This is a genomic window from Rhizobium sp. ZW T2_16, from assembly GCF_044987325.1.
In the GTDB taxonomy this organism is placed as follows: domain Bacteria; phylum Pseudomonadota; class Alphaproteobacteria; order Rhizobiales; family Rhizobiaceae; genus Neorhizobium; species Neorhizobium cellulosilyticum.
Genome location: NZ_JBJDRG010000012.1, coordinates 74,638 through 99,849 on the forward strand (window position 1 = coordinate 74,638; position 25,212 = coordinate 99,849).

Below are 25,212 nucleotides of genomic sequence, written 5' to 3' on the forward strand. Positions count from 1 at the left end.
CAAAACGTTTCCGTCGTGGAAGCTTCTCTCTGATTAAGCACCTGCAGAATCGCATTTCCACGAATCACAGTCAAGAGTTTTTGGCATCGTTTTGGTGAGCTGCTTTCTTTTGCCTGAAGAAAGGTGAAGGGAAAGATGCGAACTGGACTTGTGACGACGCCTTTCGGGCGGCGGCCGATGACGCTCGCCTTGGTAAAAGGCCAGCTGCAATCGTCCGACGACCGGATGAAGCGTCCTGTCGAAAAATGGAAAGTGTTCCGCGATATCTCCGAAGCGCGTCAGTTGCTCGGTCTGCATGACCGTGCGCTTGCGGTTCTCGATGCGTTGCTAACCTTCCATCCGAAGAACGAATTTGCGGCAGGCGACAGGCTTGTCGTCTTTCCATCGAATGCGCAGCTTTCTGTTCGTGCTCATGGCATTGCCGGCACGACCCTGCGGCGTCATCTTGCGGCCCTGATCGAAGCCGGTCTCATCCATCGTCGCGACAGCCCGAACGGCAAGCGCTACGCTCATCGCGGACATGGCGGCCAGATAGAAGACGCTTACGGTTTCGACCTCGAGCCACTGATGCTGCGTGCTGCCGAGCTTGCCGGACTTGCACAACAGGTCGCTGCCGAAAAGATCCGCTTCAAGCGCGCCAAGGAAGCCCTCACCCTTTGCCGTCGTGACATCCGCAAGCTTCTCACCGCCGCCGTGGAAGAAGGTGCGGAGGGTGACTGGTGCATGCTGGAAGAGATCTACGAAGCCATGATTTCCCGTCTGCCGCGTTCCCCCAATCGGGAAACGGTCGAAACCGTACTCCGCGAAATGGACGGGCTGCGTGCGGAAATCGTCAATCGTCTGGAAACGCAGGTAAAAACCGAAAAAACAGATACCAATGACATCCAAAATGGATGCCACATACAGAATTCAGATTCCGAATCCATCTATGAACTTGAACGTGGCTCTGAGAAGGAGCTTGAAGGAAAAACCGAGCCAACCAAGCTCAGGCAGAACGAGACGCCAAAAACGTTTCCGCTGAGCATGGTGCTGCGGGCCTGCCCGCAGATGCTGGATTATGCGAGAGGCGGTCAGATCGGCAATTGGCGTGATTTCATCGCAACCGCCGTTCTGGTTCGCTCCATGCTGGGTGTCAGCCCGTCAGCATATCAGCAAGCCTCCGAAACACTCGGGCAGGAAAATGCGGCCGTGGCACTGGCCTGCATTCTTGAGCGTGCCGGACATATTAATTCCGCTGGTGGTTATCTGAGAGACCTGTCGGCAAGGGCGGGGCGTGCCGAGTTCTCGCTGGGGCCGATGCTGATGGCGTTGATAAGGGCCAATGCGAGTGAGGGCCTCAAGCGAACGGGATAGCTTTCAAAACCCGTCGTTGACGGCAGTCAAAATCCCTATTTTCTTCAAATATTTCCGTTAGATACGCGGAAGTGAAGGACTTTCTTTGACGATAAAGATCTCTATCGAGACGAATGCGCCTGTAATAAGTGTCGCGGTGGAGAAGAGACAATAAGAAAAGGGCCGCTCCTACTTTGTAGGAACGGCCCCAACCGGGTTTCGAATATCAGACGATGCCGCCGCTACCACCCACGACGGCCGGGCGCTCGCCTGCAACCTTCTTCCGATAACCGCTCTTGCGATAGGCGGCGATCGGATCGATTGCGCCACCGGCACGGCGACGGGCTTCGGCAAGGATCGGCTCGACATCGGTGCGGTAGGCGCGCTTCAGCGTATCGGTTGCCATCAGGGCATCGTTGTCCTGCTGGTATCCGTCCAGCGCCTTGCGATCGACGAGCAGGGCCTGGGCATAGGCACGGCGGATTTCGTTCGCGCTTGATATCAGGCTCTCGATTGGATCGGTGACGTTATGCGACTGGTCGATCATGTGGGCCGGATGGAAACCCTTGACCCCACGGTTTTCGGCATCGACCAGTTCGTTGAAGACGAGGAACAGGCGATAGGGGTCGATCGAACCCGCATCGAGATCGTCATCGCCATATTTGGAATCGTTGAAGTGGAAGCCTCCGAGTTTCTTGAACTGGATAAGGCGAGCAACGATCATTTCGATATTGGTATTGGGCGCATGGTGGCCGAGGTCGACGAGGCAGAAAGCCTTGTCACCGAGCGTCTGGGCGATCAGCAGATTGCTGCCCCAGTCCTGCACGACCGTGGAATAGAAGGCCGGTTCGTACATCTTGTGTTCGGAAAACAGCCGCCAGTCGTCCGGCAGTGCCTTGTAGATATCGGCCATCGACGCGAGATAGCGTTCGAACTGGCGGGTGAAATTAGCCTGGCCCGGGAAGTTGGAACCGTCGCCGATCCAGACGGTCAAAGCCTTGGAGCCGATGGCGTTACCGATCTCGATACATTCGATATTGTGCTCGACAGCCTGGGCGCGGGTGGCGGCATCGGTGTGGCTGAGCGAGCCGTATTTATAGGAATGCGCCTGGCCGGGTGCATCAGAGAAGGTGTTGGAATTCATCGCATCGAAGCCGAGGCCGAGCGAATTTCCCTTTGCCTTCAGGTCTTTCGGATCGGTCTTGTCCCAGGGAATATGCAGCGAGACGGTCGGCGTCGCGCGGGTCAGCTCATTGATGACGGAGCAATCTTCCAGCTTGTCGAAGATGCCGCGCGGTTCGCCCTGCCCCGGAAAGCGGGCAAAGCGCGTGCCGCCGGTACCGACACCCCAGGAGGGAACGGCAACGAAGAATTCCGAGACCTTGTTGGTGATCGCTTCGATATCTACACCGCGGCGGGACAGGTTTTCTCCAAGCGCGGCATAGTCGGAGGCGAGCGCTACCTCATTGTTTTTGTTGTGTTCGCCGATCACATCGGCGGAAATCATCTGATCCGTCATTTTTCCTCCTCCGCCAGGCGAACGAACCGGCGCTGGCTGCGTTATCGTGTGCAATTATTTCAAAGACGAGGATTTCATGGACGTCATTCGCATCCTTCTCGCCATCATCCTGCCGCCTGTGGGCGTGTTCCTACAGGTCGGCATCGGCCTGCATTTCTGGCTGAATATTCTGCTGACACTTTGCGGCTATGTGCCCGGGATCATTCACGCGATCTGGGTCATTCTGCGCAAGTAGCCGCGACCTGCCACCGGGATCAAATTCCACGGTAGCAGGCAGATGTGCTTAGCGGGTAAAACTCTGGGCGTTACCGGCATCGACATTGATGATGTTGCCGGTCGATTTGGCCGAGAGGTCCGAGGCGAGGAAGTAGATCGCCTCCGCAATGTCTTCCGGGAAGACGTTGAGCTTGAGCATCGAACGCTTGCGGTAGTGTTCCTCCAGCTCGGTCACGTCGATCTTGGAAGACGTCGCCCGCTGTTCGCGCCACTCGCCACTCCAGATTTTCGAGCCGCGCAGAACGGCATCCGGGTTGACAGTGTTGACGCGGATACCGGCATCGGCTCCTTCCAGAGCGAGGCAACGGGCGAGATGGATTTCCGCAGCCTTGGCCGTGCAATAGGCCGAAGCGTTAGGCGAAGAGGCCAAACCGTTCTTCGAGGCAACAAAGACGACGTTGCCGCCGATCTTCTGGCGACGGAACAGGCGGAAGGCCTCGCGGGATACCAGAAAATAGCCTGTCGCCAGAATGTCGATATTCTTGTTCCAAATCGCAAGCGTAGTGTCTTCCACCGGTGCCGAAGAGGCGATGCCGGCATTGGAGACGAGGATGTCCACGCCGCCGAATTCGACGGAGGCTTCGACAAAGGCCTTTGCCACAGCATTTTCATCGGTCACATCCAGCTTGACGCCACGTACGGCGTCGGCACCGAAGCGCTTGGCGAAATCCGCTTCCGTTTCCGTGAGCGCATTCTGATCGATATCCGCCAGAACCACGCAGGCACCCTCGCCGATCAGGCGGGTTGCGGTGGCGCGGCCGATGCCGCCGGCACCGCCGGTGACGAATGCCACCTGTCCTGCCAGGCTTTTCGGCTTCGGCATGCGCTGCAGCTTCGCCTCTTCCAGCAGCCAGTATTCGATATCGAAGGCTTCCTGTTCCGGCAGGCCCTGATATTCGGAAACGGTCGAAGCGCCACGCATGACATTGATTGCGTTGACATAAAACTCGCCGGCGATGCGGGCGGTCGCCTTGTCCTTGGCAAAGGAGAGCATGCCGACGCCCGGAACCAGGAAGATGACCGGGTTGGGGTCACGCATCTTTGGCGAGTTGTCGTGTTTACAAGTCTCGTAGTAGCGGGTGTAATCGGCGCGGTAATCTTCCAGCGCCTTGTCGAGGCCGGCAACCACGGCATCCGCATCCGGCTTTGCCGGATCGAAATCGACGATCAGCGGGCGGATTTTGGTGCGCAGAAAGTGGTCCGGGCAGGAGGTGCCGAGTGCGCCCAGCGGTGCGAGGTGCTTCGAATTGACGAATTCGAGCACGGCATCCTGATCGTCGAAATGACCGAGCTTGCGTTCAGCCTTGCCGATCCGGCCACGGATTTCCGGCATCAGCCTGGCTGCAATGGCGCGGCGTTCTTCAGCGCCGAGGCTCTTTGTGACGGCACCGCCGAAGATCGTCTTGCCTTCGGTCTCCCTGGCAAACCACTCGATCGCCTTGTTGATGATGTCGAGCGTCAGCAGGTAGCAATCCTTGGCGTCGTCTGCCCAGGTGAACAGGCCATGGCTTTCCAGAACCACACCCTTGGCGGTCGGGTTGGCTTTCACGAAGGCTTCTAGATCCAGCCCGAGCTGGAAACCGGGGCGGCGCCAGGGCAGCCAGCCGATATCGCTGCCGAAGATTTTTTGGGTGAGTTCCTTCGAATTCTTCGAAGCGGCGATCGCGATGATCGCATCCGGGTGCATGTGGTCGACATGCGTAAACGGCACGAAACCGTGCAGCGGCGTATCGATGGATGCGGCGCGCGGATTGAGGTTGAAAGTGCAATGGGGCAGGAAGCCGACCATGCGGTCTTCATCTTCGACACCCTTGTAGATGCCTTTGAGTGCGTCCAGCTTGTCCATATAGAGAGTGGAGAAGCCATCAAGCTTGATGGTGCCGACATCGCCGCCGGAACCCTTGACCCACATGACCTTGACCTGACTTCCGGTCAACGGATCGGTTTCCATGACCTTGGCGGACGTGTTGCCGCCGCCGTAATTGGTGATGCGTTTATCGCTGCCCAGAAGATTGGAGCGATAAAGCAGCTTGCCCGGCTCATCGAGTTTGGCAGCGTAAGCATCATCCCAGCGGTTATCGAGAAGGCGGATTTGGCCCGACATGTCGTCCTCCCTGACGGTATTTTGTGACGACGCTGGTCCTCCTGCGCCGTTTGTGCGACAGGATATCGCGCGATGTTTGGTCGCTTGTCAATCGTAATTGATCAAGTTCGATCATGTTGCGTTGCGGTAGAATCAATCTTGATCGTTTATGATTGACAACTTTAGGAAACTGATAATAGTTGGCCTCAGGAGGAGACCATGCACGAACGCGAACGACATCGCATAATCTTGAGCGCGATCCAGGAAAAGCCTGTGATCACGGTGCAGGATATTGCCGATCTGACGGATGCGTCCGAGGCGACGATCCGCCGGGATATCGCGTCTTTGCACGTGCAGGGCAAACTTCGCCGGGTGCGGGGCGGAGCGGAGGCGGTGCATCCGCCGCAGATCGGCCAGCTGGCCGCCCGCTCATTCCGTGTGTCGGAATCGGTCAACATCGATAAGAAACGCTCAATTGCGCGTCAGGCCGTGGATCTGTGCGACGAGGGTGAATCGATCATCATCAATGGCGGAACGACGACGTTCCAGATGGTGCATTACATGGCCGCGCGCCGCATGCAGGTGATGACGAATTCCTTTGCGATCGCGGAACATCTGGTCAAGCATTCCAAGAACAACGTGACGGTGCCGGGCGGTACGATCTATCGAGAACAAAGCCTGATCCTGTCGCCTTTCGACAATGACGCAATCCGCAATTTCTACGCTCGCCGCATGTTTATCGGGGCGCAAGGGATTGGCCCTCTCGGGATCATGGAGCCGGATGCACTGGTGATCCAGAGCGAGCAGAAATTGATGAGCCAGGCCGAAGAACTGGTGGTTATGGTCGATTCATCGAAATTCCAGCGGCGGTCGAGCATGATCCTGTGTCCGCTGGAGCGTGTGACGACGATCATTACCGATGACGGCGTCTCGGAGGATGCCAAACGCATGGTGGAGGATGCCGGCGTGACACTGATTATCGCCGGTATGGTAGGTGCTGCACATAAGGGTGAGGAAGATACCCCGTCCGTCGCATAAGGCGCCGGCGGGAGGAAATGGACATAGGTTCAATCTTTGGGAGGAGAATTGGCATGAAACTTTCGAAACAACTGGCGAAGAAGCTGGCATTGGGCGCGGCACTGGCCCTGGCCATGATGTCATCGGCGGCGAATGCTGCCGACATGAAGATCGCGCTTGTGGTTAAATCGCTCGGCAACGGCTTCTTTGAAGCCGCCAACAAGGGCGCACAGGAGGCGGCAAAGGAACTCGGCGGCGTCGAGATCATCTATACCGGCCCGACTTCGACGACGGCGGAAGGTCAGATCGAAGTAATCAACTCGCTGATCGCTCAAGGCGTCGATGCGATCGCCATTTCCGCCAACGACCCGGATGCTGTCGTCCCGGCGCTAAAAAAGGCGGCCCAGCGCGGCATCAAGGTGATCTCCTGGGATAGCGGTGTTGCACCGGAAGGCCGTATCCTGCAGCTCAATCCGTCTTCGAGCGAGCTGATCGGCAAGATGTGCCTGCAACTTGCAGCCAGCCATCTCGAAGGCGGCAAGGGCGATTTCGCCATTTTGTCTGCCACCACCACCTCGACCAACCAGAATATCTGGATCGGCGAGATGAAGAAGCAGCTGAAGGATTTCCCCGGTCTCAACCTTGCCACCACGGTTTATGGCGATGACCTTGCCGACAAGTCCTATCGCGAAGCGCAGGGTCTTTTGACCTCGCAGCCGAACGTCAAGGTTATCGTCGCACCGACCACGGTCGGCGTGCTGGCGGCATCCCAGGCGGTCAAGGATGCCGGCAAGATCGGCCAGGTCTATGTGACCGGTCTTGGTCTTCCATCCGAAATGGCGGGCGCCATCAAGTCCGGTGCGACCAAGGAATTCGCCATCTGGAACCCGATCGATCTCGGCTACAGCGCCACCCAGATCTCCTATCATCTGGTGAAGGGTGACGCCGACGGCAAGCCGGGTTCGGAAATCCCTGCCGGCCGCATGGGCAAGATCAAGATCGGTGACAACGGCGAGGCCGCGATGGCCGATCCGTTCATCTACGATGCCAAGAATATCGACGAGTTCTCTAAGATCTTCTGATCCCTCCCGGGACTTCAAGGTCCGGCGCCGCCAGCTTTTTGGCGCCGGACCAGCGATGACTTCCAATTGGCAGATATGATGATGACCGCAGTTGAACGGACGGGCATGGAGATGGCGCCTATTCAGGATTCGAGATCCGCGGACCGGACGACGATCCTGGAAATGCGTGGAATTTCCCAGATTTTTCCCGGTGTTAAGGCGCTGGATGGCGTCAATATCTCGCTTCATCCGGGTGAAGTGACTGCCCTGATCGGCGAGAACGGCGCGGGGAAGTCGACGCTGGTGAAGATCCTTACCGGGATCTATGTGCCGAGCGAAGGCGAGATCCTGATCGATGGGCAGCCGGTCAGCTTCTCAAGCGCGCAGGATGCCGTCGATGCAGGTGTCACCGCCATCCATCAGGAGACAGTGCTGTTCGACGAATTGTCGGTGGCGGAGAACATTTTTCTTGGGCATGCGCCGCGCACCCGTTTCGGTCTGATCGACTGGAAGGTGATGAATGCGCGCGCTGCCGAATTGCTTCACGCGCTGGAAAGCGAGATCGACCCGACTATACGGCTAAAAGATCTTTCGATTGCGCAACGGCATCTGGTGGCGATTGCCCGGGCGCTGTCGGTCGAGGCACGCATCGTCATCATGGACGAGCCGACCGCTGCCCTTTCCCGCAAGGAGATTGACGATCTGTTTCGCATTGTCGAGGGCTTGAAGAAACAGGGCAAGGCGATCCTGTTCATCAGCCACAAGTTCGACGAGGTTTACGAGATCGCGGAGAATTTCGCGGTGTTTCGCGATGGCCAGGCTGTGGGTCACGGGCGACTTTCCGAGACACCGCAGGATACGATCGTGCGGATGATGGTGGGCCGCGATGTCTCCAACATCTTTCCCAAGGTCGAGGTGGCGATCGGTAAGACCGTGCTTTCGGTCGAGAATTACTGCCACCCGACGGAATATCGCGACATCTCTTTCGATTTGAAGCGCGGCGAAATTCTCGGTGTTTATGGCTTGGTCGGTGCCGGTCGTTCGGAAATATGCCAGTCGCTGTTCGGCGTGACGCGGCCGTCTTCCGGTCAATTGGTGCTAGAGGGCGAGACGATTTCCATTCGCTCGCCGCGCGATGCGATTGCCGCCGGTATTGTTTATGTGCCGGAAGAGCGCGGTCGCCACGGACTGGCGCTGCCCATGCCGATCTTTCAGAACATGTCGCTGCCCTCGCTGGCGCGCACCTCGCGATCCGGTTTCCTTAAGGCCGCCAATGAACTGGCGCTGGCGCGCAAATATGCCGAACGGCTGGATCTGCGTGCCGCAGCCCTTTCCGTACCTGTTGGTACGCTTTCGGGTGGCAACCAGCAGAAGGTGGTGATCGGCAAATGGCTGGCGACGCTGCCGAAGGTGATCATTCTCGACGAACCGACCAAGGGGATCGATATCGGCTCCAAGGCGGCGGTGCATGGTTTTATCAGCGAACTGGCCGCCGAAGGCCTGTCGATCATCATGGTCTCTTCCGAACTGCCTGAAATTCTTGGCGTGTCGGATCGGGTGCTGGTGATGCGCGAAGGTTTGTCGGCCGGGATTTTCGAGCGCTCGCAGTTGAGCGCCGAGACGCTGGTGCGCGCCGCCACCGGAAATGCCTGAGGACGCAGAGATGAAAAAACTTCTAAAACACCGCGAGCTGCTTCTGGTCGGCATTATCGCCATCATGGTGGCGAGTTTTGCCACTCGTGCCCCCGGTTTTGCAACGCCCGGAAATCTCGCCAATATCTTCAACGACACATCGATCCTGATCATTCTGGCGCTCGGCCAGATGACGGTGATCCTGACCAAGTCGATCGACCTTTCGGTTGCTGCCAATCTCGCCTTTACCGGCATGGCGGTGGCGATGTTGGATGCTGCCTATCCCGGCATGCCGATGGCGCTGCTGGTTATTCTGGCTGTGGGTATCGGTGCGGCTCTGGGCGCCATCAACGGCATGCTTGTCTGGTGGCTGCGGATCCCGCCGATCGTCGTGACGCTCGGTACGCTGACCATCTATCGCGGCATGGCCTTCGTGCTGTCGGGTGGGGCATGGGTGAATTCGCACCAGATGACGCCCGGTTTCCTCAACTTCCCTCGCCTGCCGGTTCTGGGAATGCCGCTCCTGTCATGGATGGCAATCGCCATCGTGCTGATGATGTGGGTCGTGCTGACGCGAACGCAGTTCGGCCGCGCTACCTATGCTTCCGGCGGCAACCCGACGGCTGCGGTCTATGCGGGTATCGATATCGGCCGGACACGGTTTTTCGCTTTCACCCTTTCGGGCGCGCTGGCTGGATTGGCTGGATATCTCTGGGTGTCGCGTTATGCGGTGGCCTATGTGGATGTCGCGGCCGGTTTCGAACTCGATACGGTGGCGGCCTGCGTCATCGGCGGTATCTCGATTGCCGGCGGGATCGGTTCGGTTGCCGGTGCCGTGCTTGGGGCGCTGTTCCTCGGCGTGATCAAGAACGCCCTGCCCGTCATTGGCATCTCGCCCTTCGCGCAGATGGCGATTTCCGGCATCGTCATCGTCGCCGCCGTTGTTTTCAATGCCCGCGCCGAACGCAAGGCCGGGCGCATTATCCTGCGCGACCGTGGCGCCAAGGAGGTTTCCGTATGAGCGACACCCGCGACATGAGTGCTGAAACCAGAACCCGTTCCGCCATTCCCGATCGGCTCGGCACGCCGGTGAGCCGCCTGCTCGGCAGCTGGGAAGTGCTGCTGTTCGGCGTGGCAATCGCGATCTTCATCGCCAATTCCTTCGCCTCTCCTTACTTCCTCAACGCCTGGAACCTTTCCGACGCGACCTTCAATTTCACCGAAAAGGCGATGATCGCCTTTGCCATGGCGATGCTGATCATTGTCGGTGAGATCGATCTTTCGGTTGCTGCGATCATTGCGCTCGCCTCCACCGCCATGGGGGCGGCGGCCCAGATTGGGATCGGTGCGCCGGGGCTGGTTGCGGTCGGCATCAGCGTCGGGCTTGTCTGCGGCGCGATCAACGGCACGCTGGTCTCGGTGCTGAAACTGCCCTCGATCGTCGTCACCATCGGCACGATGAGCCTGTTTCGCGGGATTTCCTACATCACGCTCGGTGACCAGGCCTATGGCAAATATCCGGCCGACTTTGCCTACTTCGGGCAGGGTTATGTCTTCTGGGTCTTCTCGTTCGAATTCGTGCTGTTCATCGTGCTCGCCATCATTTTCGGCATCGTGCTGCACGCCACCAATTTCGGCCGGCAGGTTTTCGTGATAGGCAATAACGAATTTGCGGCACGTTTTTCCGGCATTTCGGTCGAGCGGATCAAGTTCAAGCTGTTTCTGCTGACCGGCCTGATGTCCGGAATTGCCGCCGTCTGCCTCACCTCGCGGCTCGGCTCCACCCGCCCCTCGATCGCTCAAGGCTGGGAACTGGAGATCGTCACCATGGTCGTGCTCGGCGGTGTTTCCATTCTCGGCGGCGCCGGCACAATTGCCGGCGTCGTCATCGCGGCCTTCGTCATGGGCCTCGTCACCTTCGGGCTCGGTCTTCTCAACGTGCCGGGCATCGTCATGTCGATCTTTGTCGGCCTTCTTCTGATCATCACCATCGCGCTGCCCATCGTGGTCCGTCGCATCAGGTTCATGAGTACAAAATGATTTTAGAGAAATACGCATTCAAGATGAAACTGAACCCCGGCATGGAGGCCGAATATCGCAAGCGCCATGACGAGATCTGGCCGGAACTGAGCGCGCTTCTGCGCGAGGCGGGTGTGCGGGATTATTCCATCCATCTCGACCGCGAGACAAACACGCTGTTCGGCGTGCTTTCGCGGCCGGTCGACCATTCAATGGCGAGCCTGCCGGAGCATCCGGTGATGAAGCGCTGGTGGGCGCATATGGCGGATATCATGGAAAGCAATCCGGACAATTCGCCGGTTCAGAGCGATCTGGTCACGGTGTTTCATCTGCAATGAGCGCATTCGAAAGGATCGCCGTCCTCGATATCGGCAAGACGAATGCAAAGGTGGTGATTTTCGATGCCGCAAGCGGCGCGGAAATGGAGATGCGGCGCATGCCAAACCGGGTTCTATCAGGCCCGCCCTACCCTCATTACGATGTCGAGGCGCTCTGGGCTTTTCTGCTTGAGACGCTGGCCGATTTCGCCAAGGCGCCGGGCTTCGATGCCATTTCGATCACGACACACGGCGCTGCGGCTGCGTTGATCGATGCGGATGGGCAATTGGCCTTGCCGGCTCTCGATTACGAGCATCAGTATCCCGAAGATATCCAGCGGGCTTACGACGAGATCCGCCCGGGTTTTGCCGAGACCTTTTCGCCGCGTCTGTCCGGTGGACTTAATCTGGGTGCCCAGATCCATTATCAGAAGTCGGCCTTTCCCGAGGCGTTTTCGCGCGTCCGGGCGATCCTGACCTACCCGCAATATTGGGCCTACAGGCTGACCGGTGCCGCTGCCAACGAGGTGACGTCGCTCGGTTGCCATACGGATCTCTGGAGGCCCCATGAGGGACGTTATTCCTCGCTCGTCAATGTGTTGGATATTCGTGACCTGATGGCTCCGGTGCATTCGGCCTTTGATCAGGTCGGTATGGTCCGCGCTGATATTGTTTCGGGAATTTCCCTGCCCGAACCTGTACCGGTGTTTTGCGGCATTCACGATTCCAACGCTTCCCTTTTGCCGTACCTTACGGAAAGGGACGCCCCATTCGCTGTGGTTTCGACGGGTACCTGGGTCATCAATTTCGCCGTGGCCGGCGATGTGGACCGGCTGGATATGATGCGCGACGCATTGGCGAATGTCGACGCATACGGACGTGTCGTCCCCTCGGCCCGTTTCATGGGTGGCCGGGAGTTCGAAATTCTGACAGGCGAACTGGGCATTCTGGATCAGGATCGGGCAAGGGCCGCATTGCCTGGCGTTATCGGGAAACGCCTGATGCTGTTGCCGAATGTCGTTGCGGGATCAGGGCCGTTCCCGGGGCGCGAGCGAAAATGGGTGAATGGGCAGAGCGCGTCTGCTGATGAGCGATGGGCTGCGGCCTGTCTCTATTTTGCGCTGATGACGGAGACCTGCCTTGATCTGGCAGGCGGCAGGGGGCCTATCCTCGTCGAAGGACCGTTTGCTCTCAACGCGCTCTATCTCAGTCTATTGTCCAGCCTGACGGGCAGGGGAGTATTTGCCGTTCCGGGTTCGACCGGCACGAGCCAGGGGGCGGCTCTGTTGGCGGGCATCAAGCCGGCTGACCGCCGTGGCGTTCCGGCCGTTGCAATCGATGGCGCCGGCCTTTCTGGTTACAGGGCGGATTGGCTCGCCAGCGTTTGAGTCTTGCTCCGGCCGGATTAGGCGCGGAGAGCCCAGTTGCCGGACGAGGCTGTTGACAGCTGTCAACCGCGATCCGCTTTATTGCTGTGCGGGTTTAGGTCAGGTGAGAGGACGGGTTGCCTGTCGGTGCTGGTTCCGATGTGTCACCGTCTTTCGCAGGATGGCGCGTCTCGTCCCCGGCAATAGGGGAGGGGCATCTTTCCGAGTTGCGCCGAAGCTGCGCTGATTGATACGTCAGGGGAGGGCTGTTGACAGCTGTCAACGTCTTCCGACGGCGCCGGAAAACAAGGCTTTTAATAACCGGGATCGCGTATTTTCAGACGATGCTCTTAAGCCTATAATACGAATCAGCGGGACCTGCCTGCGTCGAGCCTACAGCCAGATATGGTTAACTATCCACTAGCGAAACGAAACGTTTGATTAGGTTTCGTATCGCGTCGCTGACGTCTATTTTTCAAGATGTTAACCTGTCCGGATTTTCCGTAGAACGATGTGATCTCGACACCATCTGTCCCATATCCAGGCTATGCCCAAGGGTTTCACGATCCGTTAACGGCCAGGCTGCTGCGGCTTCATCTTTCGTGCTCGAGACACGTTTGGCCGTAGGATCCGCTCTCAGTGTCCGATCGCAGGTTTCAGTCGGCGGCGTGTCTCGCTGGGGCTTTCGGCGTAACTGGCGCGGTAGCTGCGCGAAAACGCAGAAGCGGAATTGAAGCCGGTTTCGGCGGCAATATCGGCAAAGCTCGCTCTGGTCTCGATCACCTTTCGACGAGCGGCGTTGAGGCGGAGTGCGAGATAGTGGGCATGAGGCGCGACACCCATCGTCTGGTGAAAGAGATCCTGAAGGTGGCGGATGCTGACGCCAGATCGTCTGGCAAGTTTTGACAGAGAGAGCGGTGCCTCGACCGTCTTCTCCATGAGCTTCACTGCAGCCTGTACGCGCGGGTCGATTTTTCCCGTGCTGCTGATGAGCGGATGATCGGGACGGTCTTTTTCGCTGCGCTCCTGTTCGTAAATGAACAGCCTCGATATTTCGAGTGCCAGTGAATAGCCGTTGGTACGGCGGATCAGTTCCAGCATGAGGTCGAGCGTCGGGAGAGGCCCACCGGTGGTGATACGCTTGGCGTCGATGACGAACCGCTCGCGGACCATGATGACCTGCGGGTAGGCGCGGGAGAAATCGTCGAAATCCTCCCAATGGCTGGTAGCCGAAAAACCGTTGAGCAGACCGGCTTCGGCGAGGATGAAAGCGCCGCTCTCTATGCCGGCGATCGATGTCCGGTGGCGGGCGGTGCGCGACAGGAGAAATTTCAGCTCGCGGGTTGCCGCGCTTTTCCAGTTGTAACTGGCCAGAACAAAAAGCGGATCGGTTTCGCGGCCAGGGCGGAATGCGCCTGATACAGGGGCGGGGATGCCGGACGTTGTCTCGACCGGCCGGCCGTCAGGAGAGTAGATCGTCCAGCGGTAGAGATTTCGCCCGGCGATACGGTTTGCGGCGCGTAAGGGCTCGATGACCGAGGATAGCAGAATGAGGTTGGTTTCAGGCAGAAGGAGAATGTCGATATGCTGGTTATCATCCATGCGCTTCCCTTTGCAGCATTCCGAAAATGTATAGAGCAGCGCCGATAGTGGAAAGCATTTTCCTTTTCCCTCGCTCGTAATGGCGGCAGCGAAAAGGAGGGAACAATGCCGCTCGAGATGAACCGCGAGGTCTTCATTACCTGTGCCGTGACCGGTGCCGGCGATACGACCGGAAAATCCGGTCACGTTCCGATTACCCCGAAAGAGATTGCGGACTCGGCTATCGATGCCGCCAGGGCAGGGGCGGCGGTGGTTCACTGTCACGTTCGAAACCCCGAGACCGGGGCAGCGGCGCGCAACCTTGAACTCTACAGGGAAGTCACCAATCGCATTCGGTCTGCTGATGTGGATGTCGTGTTGAACCTGACGGCTGGCATGGGTGGCGATCTGGTCTTCGGCAATGTCGAGGCGCCATTCCCTTATAATCCCGATGGCACCGATATGGCGGGTGCGACCGAGCGTGTTGCGCATGTGGCCGACTGCCTGCCGGAAATCTGCACGCTCGATTGCGGCACAATGAACTTTTCACTCGGCGATTACGTGATGACCAACACGCCCTCGATGCTGCGCGAAATGGCGCGGCAGATGACGGCGCTCGGCGTGCGTCCCGAGATCGAAGCTTTTGATACCGGTCACCTGTGGTTCGCCAAGCAACTTGTGGAGGAGGGGCTGATCGAGGACCCGGTGCTGATCCAGCTCTGCATGGGCATTCCCTGGGGTGCGCCGGACGATCTCAACACATTCATGGCAATGGTCAACAACGTGCCGAAGAGCTGGACGTTTTCGGCCTTCTCGATCGGCCGCAATGCGCTCGCCTATCCGGCGGCCGCGGTTCTGGCTGGCGGCAATGTCCGGGTCGGGCTTGAGGACAATCTCTACGCCGGCAAGGGGCAGCTCGCGACCAATGCGCAACTGGTGGAGAAGGCCGTCGGGGTGATCGAGGGCATGGGGGCGAAGATCATCGGGCCGGATGCGGTGCGCGAGAAGCTGAAGCTGGTGAAGCGGTAGAGGTCGGGGTGTGCCCCTCATCCGCCTGCCGGCACCTTCTCCCCGCGCGCGGGGAGAAGGACAGATGTCGCAACGTCTCCGTTCCTCTCGAAAGTTGAGCAGGGCACGTCCCCTCTCCCCGCTTGCGGGGAGAGGGTGAGGGGCAGTGGTTAGGCCGGACGAAACAAGGGAAGAATTCATGACGAGCATCCAGAAGGCCGCCTGTATCGGCGGGGGCGTGATCGGCGGGGCATGGGCGGCCCGCTTCCTGCTCGGCGGGATAGACGTGTCGATGTACGATCCGCATCCGGAAGCCAAACGTATCGTCGGCGAGGTACTGGCGAATGCCGAGCGCGCCTATGCCATGCTGACCATGGCGCCGCTGCCGCCGAAGGGAAGGCTGACCTTTTGTGGGAGCGTGGAAGAGGCCGTCGCAGGGGCTGACTGGATTCAGGAAAGCGTACCCGAGCGCGTCGACCTAAAGCGAAACGTGCTCACCGAGATCGACAGATATGCCGATCCGGAAGCACTGATCGGTTCGTCGACCTCGGGCATCATGCCGACCGAACTGCAACGTGACATGCAGCATCCCGAGCGGATGTTCGTCGCCCATCCCTATAACCCCGTCTATCTTCTGCCGCTGGCCGAACTGGTCGGTGGGGAGAAGACATCGCCCGAGACGCTGGAGCGCGCCAGAGACAGGCTGGCGCCGATCGGGATGAAGGGCGTCATCCTGAAAAAGGAGATAGAGGCGTTTGTCGGCGACCGGCTGCTGGAAGCCATATGGCGCGAGGGGCTGTGGCTGATCCATGACGACATCTGCGATACCGAGACGCTTGATGACGTGATCCGCTATTCCTTCGGCATGCGCTGGGCTCAGATGGGCCTGTTCGAAACCTATCGGATTGCCGGCGGCGAGGCGGGCATGCGCCATTTTCTCGCGCAGTTCGGCCCCTGCCTTTCATGGCCCTGGACGAAGCTGACGGATGTGGTCGATCTCGATGATGCGCTGGTCGACAAGATCGCGGCGCAATCGGACGCGCAGTCCGGTGCCCGTGGCATACGCGAGCTTGAGCGTATCCGCGACGAGAACCTGGTCGGCATCATGCAGGCTCTCAAGGCAGGAGATGGCGGAAAGGGCTGGGGTTCCGGGAAGGTGCTGGCCGATTTCGAAAAGCTTCTCTGGGCAAGGGGTGGCGGCAGGAAGGATGCGCCGGACATTTCGCAGCCGTTGCGGCTGGTCGATACAAGGGTAAGCGCTGCATGGGTGGATTATAACGGTCACATGACTGAACACCGTTATCTGCAGGTTTTCGGCGACACGTCCGATGCGCTTTTGCGGCTGATCGGTGTCGACTTCGCCTATGTCGAAGCGGGACACAGCTATTATACGGTCGAGACCCATATCCGGCATCTCGGCGAGGCAAAGCTCGGGCAGATGCTTTATGCAACGCTGCAGGTGCTCGGCTTCGATGAAAAACGCATCCGGTATTTTACCACCATTCATGATGCGCAGAGCGGCGAGGTTCTTGCGACCGCCGAACAACTGATGCTGCATGTGAGTGCCAAGGCCGGCAAGTCTTCCGCCGCACCGCCGGAAATTCTGGCCAGACTTGCGCCCATAGCAGACGCTCATGCCAGGCTGCCGGTGCCGCAAGGGGTAGGGCGGTCCGTGGGGCAGACGGTCATGCAGGGTGCGGTTACGTCCAGCAAGCGATCCTTTCCAGATCAGGGAAACGGCCTGATCCGGTAAGGACGCCACAATTGCGAAACCGAAAAAGCCGCCGAGGACATTCCCGGCGGCTTTTTGCTCATTGGAGGTGGCTCTGGATCAACCGGCCTTTGCCTTCAGCTCCAGCCTGCGACGGTGAAGGACCGGCTCGGTGTAGCCGTTCGGCTGCTCGCGCCCTTTCAGAACCAGATCGAGTGCCGCCTTAAACGCGATAGAGCCGTCGAAGTCTTTTGCCATCGGACTATAGAGCGGATCGCCGGCGTTCTGGCCATCGACCACCTTTGCCATGCGCTTCATCGTCTCGACGATCTGGCCTTCGGTCACGACCTTGTGGTGCAGCCAGTTGGCCATGTGCTGGGCCGAGATGCGCAGGGTCGCGCGGTCCTCCATCAGGCCGATATTATTGATGTCCGGCACCTTGGAGCAGCCGACGCCCTGGTCGATCCAGCGCACGACATAACCGAGAATACCTTGTGCATTGTTGTCAAGTTCGCGGCTGATTTCCTCCGGCGTCCAGTTGGGGCGCGGCGCCACCGGCACGGAAAGGATGTCGGAAAGCTTGGCTCGGGTACGGCTCTTCAGGCTCTTCTGAACTGCTGCCACATCCACCGTGTGATAGTGGGTAGCATGCAGCGTTGCCGCCGTCGGTGACGGAACCCAGGCGGTATTGGCGCCCGCCTTCGGGTGGCCGATCTTCTGCTCAAGCATCGCCGCCATGAGGTCGGGCATCGCCCACATTCCCTTGCCGATCTGGGCATGGCCGGAAAGACCGCATTCGAGCCCGATATCGACATTCCAGTTCTCATAGGCCGCGATCCATGCAGCCTGTTTCATGTCACCCTTGCGGATCATGGGGCCGGCTTCCATCGAGGTATGGATTTCGTCGCCAGTGCGGTCGAGGAAGCCAGTGTTGATGAAGACGACACGATCCTTCGCAGCCCGGATCGCTTCCTTGAGGTTGACCGTCGTGCGACGCTCCTCGTCCATGATGCCCATCTTGATGGCATTCCTGGGCAGGCCGAGCGCCTCTTCCACGCGCGAAAAAATTTCGGCGGCGAAGGCTACTTCTTCCGGCCCGTGCATCTTTGGTTTCACCACATACATCGAGCCAAGCCGTGAATTCTTCCGGCGGCCCTTGGGGCTGCCAGTCCGGCCAATATCGTGGATGGCGATCAATGCGGTGACCATTGCATCCATGATGCCTTCCGGCACTTCAGCGCCGTCGCGATCGAGGATGGCCGGGTTGGTCATCAGATGGCCGACATTACGAACCAGCATCAGCGATCGGCATTTGAGCTCGAAACTCGAGCCGTCCGGTGCCGTATAGTCGAGATCAGGATTGAGCTTGCGGGTGAATGTCTTGCCCCCTTTGGACACCTCTTCCGTCAGATCACCCTTCATCAGGCCGAGCCAGTTGCGGTAGACGACGACCTTGTCTTCGGCATCGACGGCTGCGACCGAATCCTCGCAGTCCATGATCGTGGTAATCGCCGATTCAACCCAGACATCCGAGATATGGGCCGGATCTTGCCTGCCGATTGCGGTCGTCGCATCGACCAGGATCTCGACATGGAGATTGTTCTTCTTCAGGAGGATCTGCGTCGGCGCCGCAGCTTTACCCAGATAGCCGGCAAACTGAGCCGGATCGGTGAGCCCCGTCACCTGTCCATCGGTGAGCGTCACGAACAGGGCCGAGGCATCGATCTTGAATGACGCAACATCGTTCCAGCTCGCGCCGGAGAGCGGCGCGGAGCGATCAAGAAAATCGCGCACCCAGGCAATGACTTTCGCACCGCGGATCGGATTGTATCCCTTGCCCTTATCGGCGCCCTCGTTTTCCGGGATCGCATCGGTACCGTAAAGCGCATCATAGAGCGAACCCCAGCGAGCATTGGCAGCATTCAGGGCGTAGCGGGCATTCATCACCGGCACGACCAACTGAGGGCCGGCGATAGTGGCGATTTCCGGATCGACGTTTTCTGTCGAAACCTGGAAATCGGGGCCTTCGGGCAGAAGGTAGCCGATCTCACGCAGAAAGGCCTCGTAGACAGACATATCGCTCGGCGCACCGTTCTTCCGGTACCAGTCGTCGATCTTGGCCTGGAAGGCATCGCGCTTGGCGAGAAGGGTGCGGTTTTTCGGAGCCAGCTCGTGGACGATCGCCGAGAACTGCTCGAAAAAGCGATCGGTATCGACGCCCGTATCGGGAAGAGCTTCCTCCACCAAGAAGCGATAGAGTTGCTCGTCAATCTGAAGACCGGCGATTTCCTTGCGTGCCATACGGTTTCTCCCCTAAAACGTTTCTATTCTGCGAAAGATGGCGGCGAATGATTGGTAATTACAACAGACATCAATGAAAATGACTTGTTCCCAAAAGGATAAAATCATTTTTTTGAACCTGTCGTTTCCCAATAAGGTTCTGATCCGTAGATCCGCTGAAGATGTTCCGAAAATGCGCGAACCTTTGGCGGAATGAACTGACGGCTGGGGTAGACGGCCGAGACCGTTGTGTTTTGCGGCCCTTCATAACCTGGAAGCACCTGCACCAGTCTGCCTGTCGAAAGCTCCGTGCCGATATCCCACGTGGAGCGCAACGCTATGCCAAGTCCGGAAATCACCGCTTCACGGATAACTTCGCTGGAATTCGTCTTCAGTTTGCCCTCGGGCCGATAGGTGAGAGATCCTTCCGGCCCCTCCAGTCGCCAAGGCTCTCCGTTGTGCGCCGGCAGGCATGTGTGATTTGCAAGCTCCCGCATTGTTTTTGGAACGCCGAACCTCTCGAGATACTCTGGAGAGGCGCAGAGTATCCGTCGGGTTGCTGCCAGTTTTCGCGCGACCAGTCCGGAATCCTTGAGGGCGGAGATACGGATGGCGAGATCATACCCTTCACTGATGATATCCGTGAAGGCGTCAGACAACACGAGCTCTACAGAAACATTCGGATAAAGCTCCATAAAGCCTCTGAGATGCGGTGCTACATGCATGCGCCCGAAAGAAGTGGGAGCACTTACCCTCAACTCGCCTGCGATTTCTGCGGAACGTCCCGAAACGAAATTCTCGGCTTCCTGCACGCTTGCCAGAATTTCGATAACACGCTCGTAAAATGCTTGCCCCGTCTCGGTGACCGCGATCTGTCGGGTCGTTCTCTGGAGTAGTCGCACCCCCAGTGAAGTCTCGAGCCGCTTGATCGCCTTGGAGACGACGGCAGGAGAAAGGCCGAGAATGCGGCCGCTCTCCGACATGCTGCGCGTCGACGCGACCTTGGCGAAAATCTGGAGATCGCCCAAGTCCTTCATCGGTATTTTCTCCCCGCCAGAATAAATAGCTTTCATTAATTCCCATAGCGGACCTGAGAGGACTGCACCAGATTTCGATTTCTTCGTGCAGGAACCCTGCCGAATTCTGGAGGTCTTGGTGGTGTTGGCTGTCAAGCGTCTTGAGGATAGCGCTCCATCCGCAACGCTGACCGCACTTCCCGGTGTGCCGAGCGGCATCTTTGCCAGTTCCACGCCTATGTTTGGCGTGTGTGCCTACAAGATTTCGGCGTTCGAGAGCGGACACAACCGGATGAAATCCTACATGGTTTCAACCAGGGGTGTCCCCCGGTTGGAACGTAGATTTCACAGGGTGGGCGGCTTGATATCGAAACAGTCTCTCGTTGTTGAATAGGCGCTACCTCCCATCCTTCCAACGGCGTCGAGTGCTATTGGGTCTATGTGGAACCGCTCGTTGACGATGTCGCTTCGCAGTCGTGCGGCGACGATCTCGCCGAGAATAATCTCTCGCGATTTGCCCAGGTCGATGAAGCTATGCAGCCTGCATTCCAGCGCCGCGGGAGATTCAGCGATTGCCGGAGACGCGACCTTGATGCCCGTACGAAGGGTCAATCCCGCCATTTCGGCTTCGTTGACATGTTCGTCAAATGGGAAAGCAGTGGTGTTCATTGCATCGGCGAGCGAATGGGAGACTATGTTCACCGTAAAAACGCCGACATCGCGAATGTTGCGAGCGGTGTCCTTTGAACGGCCATCGGCTCGGTATTCGATGCCCAGGCCGATGATCGGCGGATCGGAACTGAGGCAACCGAAAAAGCTGTAGGGGGCTGCATTGGGCCGGCCGCCGGCGTCGACAGTCGTTACCCAGGCGATTGGCCTGGGTACGATCGTGCCGATCATGATCTTGTATTTGTCACGCGGCTCTATTTCCGAAAAATCGATGGTAATCGTGTCTGTCATTGACCTGCTTGAATTCCTGAAAGAGATACCTTCGGCCATGATGACGGCCGAAGGGAAAGAAGGCTTGCCTTTCGGCGGCTATTACTGGCCTGCGTCGATTTTCACCTCGGCCATCGCTTGTCTTTCCAGGCCGTACTTCTTGAGCAGGGACATATAGGTACCGTCCTTGATGAGGGAGGTGACCGCTCCTGCCACCGCGTCCCGCATGGCCGGATCTTTCTTGCTAACGGCAAGACCGAAAAGCGTCTCGATCAGCGGGTCGCCTACGAGAACATAGGTGTCAGGCTCGTCTCGCATCAGGTGGCTTACATATTCCGGGCCAAGCACGGCGGCATCGAGACGGCCCTGCTTGAGATCCAGGCGCGCCGCAGTGGCGCCTTGCGTGCCGTTCACGGTCATTGCAGCCTTGCCGGTGCCGACGCAATTCTTTTCATTCCATGCTTTTGTAGCAGGGAAATAATTCGTTGAGCTGGGCGCTCCTACGGTCAATCCGCAGAGGTCGGCACTGGTCTTCAACTTTTGCGCATTGGCAACGGTCGTGAAGGGCTGTGCCCCGGTGCGCAGATAATCCACGAATGTCATTTTCTCGCGGCGGCTCGGAAGATCGCTGATCGCAGTTCCCACCAGATCGACGCGCCCAACTTCCAAGGCGGTGGCCAACTGTTCGAAACTCAGTTCTTCCCATTTGACCTCAATACCCATTTTTTGGGCCATTGCGGTGACCAGGTCGACATTGAAGCCAAGTCGTTCATTGGTCTTTGGGTTCCGATAGGCCATCGGCGGATAGGTCGATTCGATCGCGACAATTATGCTGCCTTTTTCCTTCAGTGCCGGCGGCACGACAAGATCGGAGGCATTCGAGGTGTATGGAGCAAGCAGTGTCGCGGCGAGAAAAACGGCCGGGGCGAATATTGATTTTGCACTTTTCATATCTGTTCCCATTTTTTCTTTGTCACAGAGTATCCGGCCGCTAGCGGTGCCGGACTGGTATGCGCGGAAAGAATGCGAATGAGAATTTTTTCAGCCCAACGAATTAATTTCGTAGAATCTAGTCGCATTTGGACTAGATCGGGCTGACGTGATGAAAACCGGGCGGTTGGCAAGAATGTCTATTCGCGCGCCGAATAATCCTGCCCGATTTATTATAGTCAGGGCCAAAAGTACTCAGGGAGTGCGACCACGTGAATAGAAGGCTCAAGCCTTTGTATTCCGTGTGGTGTGTTGTTCCATCGCGACCTTAACGCTTCGAAGAAAGGCTCTTGCCACACGCGATAACGGCCTTTTCCCTGATTGCACGGCCGACGCACTGACCTCGCAGGACGTGCTGAGCGGGCGCACCACGATCGCATCCTGTTGTACACAGAGCGGCGATAAAGGATCGACGATCGCAACCCCTACCCCATTGCTGGCCAATATGCAGGCCGCGTGGCAATAGCGAACCTCGATCGAGAATTGATACGGCACGTTGGCCTTGTCGAAAATTGAGCGAACAAGATTTCCCATGCGCGTGTGGCGGTCGAGCGCAATGAACGTGTGCTGTGCCAAATCCTCCGGCATGATGATGGTTTTATCCGCAAGTGGATGTCCGAGCGGCATGACGCAAACCATGCTGCCGGAGTAGAGCCGTTCGGTGTCAAGCATCGGCTGGTGCTCGCCCAGCGCCATGACAAAGCCCAGCTCTGCAATGCCGGCGTCGACGCTGTCCAGCACATGCTCCAATCGCCGTACATCGAAGGAGACCTTCACATTGGGCATATCGCGTCGGAACGCCGACAGCGCCTTGGGGATGATGCTGTAACCCATGGGCGGGGTCGCAATGATCCGCACATGGCCGGCCTTGTGTTCCCGAAAGTCCTGCACCCGCAATTCAAGCGCGGCGTGCAGCGAGAAGATCGGCTCGGAGTCTTCATACAGCGAACGCGCTTCCATGGTCGGAAACAGGCGGTTGTTAATCCGCTCGAACAGGGGAAAGCCGAGTTGCGTTTCCAGATGCTTGATTGCATTGCTGACCGCCGGCTGAGAGAGCCCTAGCTCACGCCCCGCGCCTATCGTCGTTTCGTTGCGAATGACCGCCCGAAGCAGTTCCAGTTGACGCAGGTTCATATAATTTCGCTCGATATATCCATGCTGTTCCATTCAATATGCAAATAGTATGCCGCATGGGAACTCATTCCCCTATAATCACCTCGAATAGCAGGACGGTTTTTATAATAGCCGTCTCGACTGCCGCCATGAGCACCTCTCGGCTAAGCTATGGCAATCAGGTGCTCCGGATTTTGTGATCCTGCAAATCCAGCGCCAAGTGCTTTGTCGGCTTCCTTTCCTCGAATAAAAGTCATGCAGATACTGATCATCAATCCGAACTCGTCGCTCGAAGCAACGGAGGCCATCGATGAAAGCATCGCGGCGATGCGCCTTGCGGGCGCGCCGCAACTGCGTGTCGAGAGGCCTGAGGACGGCGCGTTTTCACGATTAATGGAGTAAGGACATGCCGCAAGTGCCGCAGAAGGCAACCGGAACCACAGCCGTTTATGGCAGCTACGTCCTCGTTCGCGAGGAAGGCTTGCCGGTTGTCAAACGCGACCAGTGGGTGGTGATCGAAGGAGACCGGATCGCTGCCGTTTCCGCATCCCGGCCGGCGAGTGCCGATCATGTGCTCGACCGTCCCGGACGGTTCATTCTTCCGGGATTGTTGAACCTGCACAATCACTGCTTCTCTGAAGCTGTCGCCCGTACCCATGCGGAGGATGGTGGCGGTCGCAAGAATAGCCAGAGCGTCGTCTACAGCGTGCTTCTGCCTCTGACGAAAAGCGGCATCGACATCCTGACGCCCGAGGAACGCATGGCGATCGGCCGCCTTGGCATCCTGCAGCTTCTCAAGGGTGGTGCGACGACGGTGATGGAACCGTTCCGCAACGGGATACCCGAAATGTTCGATGCGGCGCTCGAAATGGGACTGCGTTTCTATGGTGCTCCCTATCTGTTTTCCAGCGCCAACCCCAAGGCGGATGCAAAGGGTGTCGTGCAATATGATGTCGCCGATGCGTCAGGAAGCGATTCCGAGCGAGATCTCGCGACATGGAGCGATATCCACGGCAAATGGCATGGACTGGACGGCGGGCGTATCCAGGTCACGATGAGCCCGCATGCCACGGATACCTGCGATCCCGACTTGTTGAGGGCAGCGCATGCACGTGCCCGCGAACTCGGTGTCCAGGTGACAACTCATCTTGCCCAGAGCGTGCGGGAAGTCGAAGTGATTGGCCAGCGATACAACGGGCGCACCCCTGCGGAATATCTCGACTGGTTGGGGCTGCTTGGACCGGATTTGCTTGCGGCTCACTGCATCGCATGCTCCGACAGCGATCTCGACCTGATGGCGAAACGTGACATGACGGTTCTCAACTGCCCGCGTGTCTTCGCGCGCACGGGCAAGACGGCCGCCTTCTCCCGTTTTGCCGAAAAGGGCATTCGGACGGTGGTCGGAACCGACGGTTACAATATGGACCTGCTCGGAGAGATCAACGCGGCAGCGATGATTTCCAAGGTCGTTTCTGGCGATGCGACCGTCGCATCCTCGCAGACGATGATCGATGCCGTAACGGCGCAGGCCGCGGCCGCCATCAAGCGCCCTGATCTCGGAGAAATCCGCCCCGGCGCCACCGCAGATTTGACGATAGTCGACATGACCCATCCTCATCTGCAGCCGCTGTTCGATCCCATGAAGGCGCTTGTCGCGCTCGCCAACAGGGCCAATATCGACAGTGTCATCGTCGATGGCCGGGTTCTGGTCGAGAATGGCGGCTACACGCTGGGTGATGAGGCAGTAATCACCGCGGCAGGAAGTGCCGCTATCGCCCGCATATGGGATATGCCGGAAGCTAGGGCGGCTTTCGGGGCCTGATCAGCAGGCAGATGATCGGGAGGCAAGCCTGATCATCTGCGAATTCATCTGGCAAATACGACAGGTTCGCCGGTTAGTAGCGAGGAACGGAAAAGGGAGGCAGTGCCTCCCTTTTCCGTTCCTCGCTTG

The 25,212-nt window shown here is 58.3% G+C and carries 20 protein-coding genes and 1 pseudogene; 13 read left to right on the forward strand and 8 right to left on the reverse strand.

Annotated features, from left to right (window positions below):
• Positions 1 to 135 precede the first annotated feature (135 nt).
• Positions 136 to 1,353 (forward strand): plasmid replication protein RepC, encoded by a 1,218-nt coding sequence (repC, locus tag ACI3K0_RS22545; protein WP_404946288.1) that lies wholly within the window; start codon positions 136 to 138, stop codon positions 1,351 to 1,353.
• 205 nt (positions 1,354 to 1,558) lie between these two features.
• Here the strand turns inward: repC and rhaI are convergent, their stop codons facing one another.
• Positions 1,559 to 2,851 carry an L-rhamnose catabolism isomerase gene (rhaI, locus tag ACI3K0_RS22550; protein WP_404946289.1) on the reverse strand — a complete coding sequence of 431 codons (1,293 nt, stop codon included), beginning with the start codon at positions 2,849 to 2,851 and terminating at the stop codon, positions 1,559 to 1,561.
• A gap of 76 nt (positions 2,852 to 2,927) precedes the next feature.
• Here rhaI and ACI3K0_RS22555 point away from each other — a divergent pair, with 76 nt between their 5' ends.
• Positions 2,928 to 3,086, forward strand: a complete 159-nt coding sequence (locus ACI3K0_RS22555) for a YqaE/Pmp3 family membrane protein (protein ID WP_148146741.1) — start codon at positions 2,928 to 2,930, stop codon at positions 3,084 to 3,086.
• 48 nt (positions 3,087 to 3,134) lie between these two features.
• On the opposite strand, the gene ACI3K0_RS22560 is transcribed toward ACI3K0_RS22555, so the two are convergent.
• Positions 3,135 to 5,231, reverse strand: a complete 2,097-nt coding sequence (locus tag ACI3K0_RS22560) for a bifunctional rhamnulose-1-phosphate aldolase/short-chain dehydrogenase (RefSeq protein ID WP_206828588.1) — start codon at positions 5,229 to 5,231, stop codon at positions 3,135 to 3,137.
• A gap of 198 nt (positions 5,232 to 5,429) precedes the next feature.
• Between ACI3K0_RS22560 and ACI3K0_RS22565 the strand changes: the two genes are divergently transcribed.
• The 7 genes from ACI3K0_RS22565 to ACI3K0_RS22595 all read left to right on the forward strand — a co-directional run bounded on the left by ACI3K0_RS22565 (position 5,430) and on the right by ACI3K0_RS22595 (position 12,644).
• Positions 5,430 to 6,248, forward strand: coding sequence for a DeoR/GlpR family DNA-binding transcription regulator (locus tag ACI3K0_RS22565; protein ID WP_404946290.1), 819 nt, complete (start codon positions 5,430 to 5,432; stop codon positions 6,246 to 6,248).
• Between the two features lie 53 nt (positions 6,249 to 6,301).
• Entirely contained in the window at positions 6,302 to 7,309 is a 1,008-nt protein-coding gene (rhaS, locus tag ACI3K0_RS22570) for a rhamnose ABC transporter substrate-binding protein (RefSeq protein ID WP_148146747.1), read from the forward strand.
• 105 nt (positions 7,310 to 7,414) lie between these two features.
• Complete coding sequence (locus tag ACI3K0_RS22575; protein WP_404946299.1) at positions 7,415 to 8,941, forward strand: sugar ABC transporter ATP-binding protein; 1,527 nt, start codon at positions 7,415 to 7,417, stop codon at positions 8,939 to 8,941.
• Between the two features lie 10 nt (positions 8,942 to 8,951).
• Positions 8,952 to 9,941, forward strand: coding sequence for an ABC transporter permease (locus ACI3K0_RS22580; protein WP_404946291.1), 990 nt, complete (start codon positions 8,952 to 8,954; stop codon positions 9,939 to 9,941).
• 14 nt (positions 9,942 to 9,955) lie between these two features.
• On the forward strand, positions 9,956 to 10,960 hold the full coding sequence (locus ACI3K0_RS22585; RefSeq protein WP_404946300.1) for an ABC transporter permease: 1,005 nt from the start codon (positions 9,956 to 9,958) through the stop codon (positions 10,958 to 10,960).
• Positions 10,957 to 11,277, forward strand: a complete 321-nt coding sequence (gene rhaM / locus ACI3K0_RS22590; protein ID WP_183826560.1) for an L-rhamnose mutarotase — start codon at positions 10,957 to 10,959, stop codon at positions 11,275 to 11,277. Before ACI3K0_RS22585 ends, rhaM begins: the two co-directional genes overlap by 4 nt.
• The gene (locus ACI3K0_RS22595) at positions 11,274 to 12,644 is read left to right on the forward strand and encodes an FGGY-family carbohydrate kinase (RefSeq protein WP_404946292.1); all 1,371 of its coding nucleotides are present in this window, start codon (positions 11,274 to 11,276) and stop codon (positions 12,642 to 12,644) included. Before rhaM ends, ACI3K0_RS22595 begins: the two co-directional genes overlap by 4 nt.
• A gap of 615 nt (positions 12,645 to 13,259) precedes the next feature.
• On the opposite strand, the gene ACI3K0_RS22600 is transcribed toward ACI3K0_RS22595, so the two are convergent.
• The gene (locus tag ACI3K0_RS22600) at positions 13,260 to 14,225 is read right to left on the reverse strand and encodes a GlxA family transcriptional regulator (RefSeq protein WP_148146756.1); all 966 of its coding nucleotides are present in this window, start codon (positions 14,223 to 14,225) and stop codon (positions 13,260 to 13,262) included.
• 105 nt (positions 14,226 to 14,330) lie between these two features.
• On the opposite strand from ACI3K0_RS22600, the gene ACI3K0_RS22605 reads away from it, so the two are divergent.
• Positions 14,331 to 15,233 carry a 3-keto-5-aminohexanoate cleavage protein gene (locus ACI3K0_RS22605; protein WP_206826586.1) on the forward strand — a complete coding sequence of 301 codons (903 nt, stop codon included), beginning with the start codon at positions 14,331 to 14,333 and terminating at the stop codon, positions 15,231 to 15,233.
• 178 nt (positions 15,234 to 15,411) lie between these two features.
• Positions 15,412 to 16,893: pseudogene (locus ACI3K0_RS22610) on the forward strand (carnitine 3-dehydrogenase); the annotation flags it as partial.
• Between the two features lie 150 nt (positions 16,894 to 17,043).
• On the opposite strand, the gene ACI3K0_RS22615 reads toward ACI3K0_RS22610, so the two are convergent.
• The 5 genes from ACI3K0_RS22615 to ACI3K0_RS22635 all read right to left on the reverse strand — a co-directional run bounded on the left by ACI3K0_RS22615 (position 17,044) and on the right by ACI3K0_RS22635 (position 23,315).
• The gene (locus ACI3K0_RS22615; protein WP_148146762.1) at positions 17,044 to 19,224 is read right to left on the reverse strand and encodes a malate synthase G; all 2,181 of its coding nucleotides are present in this window, start codon (positions 19,222 to 19,224) and stop codon (positions 17,044 to 17,046) included.
• Between the two features lie 104 nt (positions 19,225 to 19,328).
• Positions 19,329 to 20,240, reverse strand: a complete 912-nt coding sequence (locus tag ACI3K0_RS22620; protein WP_148146763.1) for a LysR family transcriptional regulator — start codon at positions 20,238 to 20,240, stop codon at positions 19,329 to 19,331.
• Positions 20,241 to 20,564: 324 nt separating this feature from the next.
• Positions 20,565 to 21,179 (reverse strand): flavin reductase family protein, encoded by a 615-nt coding sequence (locus ACI3K0_RS22625; protein WP_206826589.1) that lies wholly within the window; start codon positions 21,177 to 21,179, stop codon positions 20,565 to 20,567.
• An 81-nt stretch (positions 21,180 to 21,260) separates the two neighbouring features.
• Positions 21,261 to 22,019 (reverse strand): transporter substrate-binding domain-containing protein, encoded by a 759-nt coding sequence (locus ACI3K0_RS22630; protein WP_404946293.1) that lies wholly within the window; start codon positions 22,017 to 22,019, stop codon positions 21,261 to 21,263.
• 354 nt (positions 22,020 to 22,373) lie between these two features.
• Positions 22,374 to 23,315 carry a LysR family transcriptional regulator gene (locus ACI3K0_RS22635; protein WP_148146768.1) on the reverse strand — a complete coding sequence of 314 codons (942 nt, stop codon included), beginning with the start codon at positions 23,313 to 23,315 and terminating at the stop codon, positions 22,374 to 22,376.
• Between the two features lie 201 nt (positions 23,316 to 23,516).
• On the opposite strand from ACI3K0_RS22635, the gene ACI3K0_RS22640 reads away from it, so the two are divergent.
• Together ACI3K0_RS22640 and ACI3K0_RS22645 are read left to right on the forward strand one after the other, a co-directional pair.
• The gene (locus ACI3K0_RS22640; protein WP_206826593.1) at positions 23,517 to 23,663 is read left to right on the forward strand and encodes a hypothetical protein; all 147 of its coding nucleotides are present in this window, start codon (positions 23,517 to 23,519) and stop codon (positions 23,661 to 23,663) included.
• Positions 23,664 to 23,667: 4 nt separating this feature from the next.
• The gene (locus ACI3K0_RS22645; RefSeq protein ID WP_206826595.1) at positions 23,668 to 25,083 is read left to right on the forward strand and encodes an amidohydrolase family protein; all 1,416 of its coding nucleotides are present in this window, start codon (positions 23,668 to 23,670) and stop codon (positions 25,081 to 25,083) included.
• The last annotated feature ends 129 nt before the right edge of the window (positions 25,084 to 25,212 follow it).